Consider the following 5,067-nt stretch of genomic DNA (forward strand, 5'->3'; position numbering starts at 1 on the left):
GTGGTGAAGCCACTGTCCCATTCGTCATCGGGATAGCGGCTTTTCTCGATATAGCCGACCGCTTTGTAGAGTGCTTGTGCGGGCAGGTTGAACGTGTCGGTCTCCAGCCGCGCCTGCGCCAATCCGGCCGCACTGACCGCCTGTTCGGCATGGGAAAGCAGCTTGCGGCCGACACCTTGGCCTTGACGGGATGCCATCACGTGCAGGGCCTCGATGAAATCCGCGCGCCAATGGATCAAGCCGGCGACCTCGCCATCGATCTCGGCAATGGCGAATTCAGGCCAGCTCTGGTCGACATAGCGCCCGCCAATATCCGTCTCGACATAGCGTTGCGCGGCTGCTTCGGTGATGTTCGGCAGCCAGGTGCCTTCGAAGGTTTCCTGCAGCACCTGCTTCAGCGCCGGAATATCGCTCGCCTGCGCAGGGCGCACGATGATTCGATCCTCTGCCATTTCCGTCTCCTGCCAATGCATGTCGCCCAAAGTGCACAGCGGTTTGGGACGACGACATGCCGCCGCACGGGCCCTCTTTCGGTGACACGTGTAGCGTCCTGGTCCCACGCAGGCTGCCGAAGATCTGTGCGATCCTCGGCAGCTTGTCGCGAAGTGGGCTGACTAGCAGATGGCGATGGCGGCGGCTTTCAGCCAGTGGCGCCGGATGTCGGTCCAAAGATGAAGCGGCGCTCGCCCTACACGTAGCGGTTGACGATGTTTTCCAGCAGTTCCTGGCGGCCGGACCTCGGCTGCGGCTCGATCTTCTTCTTGACGACACGCTCGGCGATATCCTCAAGCGTGCGCTTGCCGGCAAGCATCGCCTTGCCCTCGGCCGTGTTCCAGCCGGCATAGCGTTCGGCCAGCGGCGCCGACAGTGCCTTGTCCTCGACCATGCGCGCCGCGGCTTTCAGGCCGCGAGCGCAAGAGTCCATGCCGCCGATATGGCCGATCAGCAGGTCCTGCGGATCGAGCGACTGGCGGCGCAGCTTGGCGTCGAAATTGGTGCCGCCGGTCTTGAAGCCGCCAGCCTGCAGGACTTGGTAGTAGGCCAGTGCCATTTCCGGCACGTTGTTGGGGAACTGGTCGGTGTCCCAGCCCGACTGGTAGTCGTTGCGGTTCATATCGATCGAACCGAAAATGCCGAGCGCATTGGCCAGAGCCAGTTCGTGCTCGAAGGAATGGCCGGCCAGGATGGCGTGGCCCTGCTCGATATTGACCTTGACCTCCTTCTCCAGCCCGAAGCGCTTGAGGAAGCCGTAGACCGTGGCGACATCGTAATCGTACTGATGCTTGGTTGGCTCCTGCGGCTTCGGCTCGATCAGGATCGTGCCCTTGAAGCCGATCTTGTGCTTGTAGTCGACGACCATGCTGAGGAACCGGCCGGCCTGTTCCTGCTCGCGCGCAAGGTCGGTGTTGAGCAGGGTCTCATAGCCTTCGCGCCCGCCCCACAGCACGTAGTTTTCGCCCTTCAACCGCTTGGTGACGTCGATACAGCTTTTTACCGTCGCCGCCGCATAGGCAAAGACATCCGGATCGGGATTGGTGGCCGCGCCCGACATGAAGCGGCGGTTGGAGAACAGATTGGCGGTGCCCCCAAGCAGCTTGACGCCGGTCTGCTTCATCTTGCCCGCGAAGTAGTCGGCGATCTCATCGAGGCGCGCCGCACTCTCGGAAAAATCCTTGCCTTCCGGCCGTACATCGGCGTCGTGGAAGCAGAAGTAGGGCGCGCCGAGCAACGAGAACATCTCGAAGGCGACGTCTGCTTTCAGTTTTGCCAGCTCCATCGTGTCGACGCCGCCGGCCTTGGGAAACCACGGCCGGTCGAAAGTCTGGCCGCCGAACGGATCGCCACCCGGCCAGGCAAAGGAGTGCCAGTAGGCAACGGCGAAGCGCAGATGATCTTCCAGCCGCTTGCCGGCGACGACCTCATCGGGATTGTAGAACCTATAGGCCAGCGGATTGGTCGAATCCGGCCCTTCATATTTGATCTTCTGGATGTCGCCGAAAAATCCACTGCTCATGATTTCTGTCCTCTCACAAAGTTCTGACGCCATTACCTCAGGCGTAATTGGTTTCACGCCGGCGCTGGTTGAAAAGGGTCATGTCAAAGCCACCAAACGAAGGAGACAGACCATGACCGACCTCACCAAGATCGCTGAAAACTACATCACCGCCTGGAACGAAAGCGATGCCGGCCGCCGGGCCGAATTGCTCAAGGCGACCTTCACGGAAGACGTCAGCTACCGCGATCCGCTCATGCAGGGTGATGGCCATGAAGGCGTCGCGGCTCTGATCGACGGCGTGCAGCAGCGCTTTGCCGGTTTCCGGTTCTCGCTGAAGGGTACGCCGGACGGTTTTGCCGACAAGATCCGCTTCTCGTGGAATCTCGGACCTGAGGGGACGCCTTCGGTGATCGAAGGTACCGACATCGGAATCATCGAGAACGGCCGCCTCAAGAGCGTCACCGGTTTTCTCGACAAGGTGCCGGCGCAGTGAGCCGGACAGCCGCGGCGTGGGCGAAAGATCGCTCACGCCGTGGCGACCCTGATTGCCGGATAAAGCGCCCGGTAGCGCTGATAGGCATCGGCATAGGCGCCGCCGAGCGCCGCATCCGGTTCGATAGTTGCGTCCGTCCTCGGGGCCGTACAGATTTCGAGCGGATCGGCACCCGTCGCCGCGATCAGGCCGAGCCGCGCGGCACCAAAGGCGGCGCCGAAGTCGCCGTCGGCAGGAATGTCGACAGGCAGTTGAAGCGCGGTGGCAATCGCCTTCAACCAGTAGCGTGAGCGCGAACCGCCGCCGATCGCCGTCACCCGCGTCAAGGCTGTGCCGGCCGTGGCCAGCGCTTCGAGGCTGTCGCGAAAGGCAAAGGCTACACCCTCCAGCACGGCCTGGGTCAGCACGGCACGGCTCGATTGATGCGCCAGTCCGGTGAACGCGCCGCGAATGGCGGAATCATTGTAGGGCGTGCGCTCACCCGAGAGGTATGGCAGGAAGGACACGCCGCTCGGCGCCTTCAATGTGTCGCCGAGCTCAGTGGTCAACTCGCCGGCGCTCTTCCCGGTGATTTCCGACAGCCAGTTGAGCGAATCGGTTGCCGACAGGATGACCCCCATCTGGTGCCAGGTGTTCGGAAGCGCGTGGCAGAAGGTGTGAACCGCGCTAGCCGGGTTGGGCAGGTAGGAAGCGTTGGCGGCAAACAGCACACCCGACGTGCCGAGCGAAACAAAAGCGTGGCCGGCGCCAACCGTGCCCATGCCGCAGGCCGAGGCCGCGTTGTCGCCGGCGCCACCGGCGATCGGAATGCCGGCCTGGACGCCCCACTTCGATGCCAATTCGCTGCGCAATGCGCCTGCCTTCTGCGTACCCTCGACCAGCGACGGCATCTGCTTTTCATCGAGCGATGTCGCCGCGAGCAAATCCGCACTCCAGCGCCGCTTGCCGACATCGAGCCAGGACGTGCCGGCAGAATCCGACATTTCCGAAATGTGCTCGCCCGAAAGCCAGAGCCGCAGGAAATCCTTGGGCAGCAGCACTTTTGCGACCTTGGCGAAGACAGCGGGCTCGTTTTTCTTCACCCAGGCCAGTTTCGGCGCGGTGAAACCGGGAAAGACGATGTTGCCGGTCAGGGCGCGGAAACGCGGATCGGCATCGAGGACGGCGGCCTCGGCATGGCTGCGCGTGTCGTTCCACAGGATGCAGGGGCGCAGCACCTTGTCGGCGGCGTCAAGCAGCGTGGCGCCATGCATCTGGCCGGACAGGCCAATGCCCTTGACTGCCGCGAGTTCATGCGGATGGGAGGATTTGAGCTCGGCGATTGCGTCTTCGCAGGCCCGGATCCAGTGCTCGGGATTCTGTTCCGACCAGCCGGGGTGCGGCCGTGAAACATCAAGCGAACCATGGCCGGAACCGATGACGGTTTGCCCGGCATCGATCAGCAGCGCCTTGACGCCCGACGTCCCGAGATCGAGGCCCAGATACATGTCTTCCTCCCACGCCAGTTAATTTTTTCGGGTCTCGAAAAAATCTGGCTTGGCCAGTTTTTAAAACAAGATCCGCTTCGGGTCAATTCTCCGACAAATCGGCGGCGCGTCGCACAAACAGCGCTGACAGCGGACTGTCGGGCCGCGCCATCGAACGCTCCGCCGTGAGCGCCTTGGCCAGCGCACCCTCACCGGCGCGCAAGGCCGCCTCGATCAGCGTCAGGTCGATGACGTCGCGCTGGGCGTGGCTGCCACCGAAACGATGTGCGATCGCGCGGATCGGCCGGATCAGGCGCGCGGTCTCGGCGTAGCTGCCCTCACCGAATGCCTTGATGGCGAGCGTCAGCGGATGGCCGACATCCCGCGTGAAAGCCGCATTGTCGTCGCTGCCACGCATGGCCTCGCGCTGAGCCTCGAGCAAGGCGAGGGCCGGCGCATCTAACCCGGCACCCACGAAGGCCATCATCGCGTGGGCGTCGTTGAAGGCATAAAGACCCGCTCCCGCCTTGCCCCAGTTGGCGGCGAGTGCCGCCCAGCGGTCGCCGACATCGACGCCGCCGAGGTGGAGCCGCCACAGGATTGCCGAGGCATCGACCATGTTGAGCGCCATCGTCGATTGCACGCTGTAGATAGGGCCGTCATAGAGGGCCAGCACCGCGTCGGTCTCGCCGAGATCATAGTGGAACAGCGCCAGGTGCCACCAATTGTGGACCTGCAGGAAGCTCTCCCGTGTCCACGCTTCCGGATTGGCGCGCATCCAGGCAATGCCATCCCTTTGCCGGCTTTGCATCTCCATGACATGGGCGACGGCGTGCTGCGCCCAGCCGTCGCGCGGCTCGATGTCGACTGCCTCGCGGCCAAGCTGCTCGGCCCTGACATAGTCACCCATTTCCTCCAGCCCGAAAGCCTGCATGCCGAGCATGGCGTGGTAGCCGGGCATGCCGCTTTGCCACGAAGGCAGGGCACGAGCGATGCGGTCGCGCAGCATGCGGGCATTGCCGGTGAAGAAATCGATCTGGTGGCCGACCTGCCGCTCCCGCCCTTCTCGCGTGGTCTCTCTTGTTCTGCTTTCTCTTATCCCCCTCTGCCGC

Annotated in this window: 5 protein-coding genes; 1 reads left to right on the plus strand and 4 read right to left on the minus strand. The window is 63.3% G+C overall.

Annotated elements, in window-relative coordinates:
- Positions 1-452: N-acetyltransferase (locus ENZ75_RS20360; RefSeq protein ID WP_164887890.1), on the minus strand; the 452-nt coding region annotated here is incomplete at its 3' end.
- A 236-nt stretch (positions 453-688) separates the two neighbouring features.
- Entirely contained in the window at positions 689-2,014 is a 1,326-nt protein-coding gene (gene xylA / locus ENZ75_RS20365; protein ID WP_128278272.1) for a xylose isomerase, read from the minus strand.
- Between the two features lie 112 nt (positions 2,015-2,126).
- Between xylA and ENZ75_RS20370 the strand changes: the two genes are divergently transcribed.
- Positions 2,127-2,489, plus strand: coding sequence for a nuclear transport factor 2 family protein (locus ENZ75_RS20370; RefSeq protein ID WP_063169801.1), 363 nt, complete (start codon positions 2,127-2,129; stop codon positions 2,487-2,489).
- A 32-nt stretch (positions 2,490-2,521) separates the two neighbouring features.
- Here the strand turns inward: ENZ75_RS20370 and xylB are convergent, their stop codons facing one another.
- Entirely contained in the window at positions 2,522-3,976 is a 1,455-nt protein-coding gene (gene xylB, locus ENZ75_RS20375) for a xylulokinase (protein WP_063169802.1), read from the minus strand.
- Positions 3,977-4,058: 82 nt separating this feature from the next.
- Positions 4,059-5,067, minus strand: a 1,009-nt coding sequence (locus ENZ75_RS20380; protein ID WP_245481183.1) for a tetratricopeptide repeat protein, incomplete at its 5' end; no start/stop codon positions are given.

Origin of the sequence: Mesorhizobium sp. M7A.F.Ca.CA.002.04.1.1 (assembly GCF_004022805.1) — a bacterium.
Classification (GTDB): domain Bacteria; phylum Pseudomonadota; class Alphaproteobacteria; order Rhizobiales; family Rhizobiaceae; genus Mesorhizobium; species Mesorhizobium ciceri.

What these genes read in the sequence shown, in the direction of transcription:
- xylB (WP_063169802.1), bottom strand. Translation starts at nt 3,976, where the DNA reads ATGTATCTGGGCCTCGATCTCGGGACGTCGGGCGTCAAGGCGCTGCTG.
- xylA (WP_128278272.1), bottom strand. Translation starts at nt 2,014, where the DNA reads ATGAGCAGTGGATTTTTCGGCGACATCCAGAAGATCAAATATGAAGGG.
- ENZ75_RS20370 (WP_063169801.1), top strand. Translation starts at nt 2,127, where the DNA reads ATGACCGACCTCACCAAGATCGCTGAAAACTACATCACCGCCTGGAAC.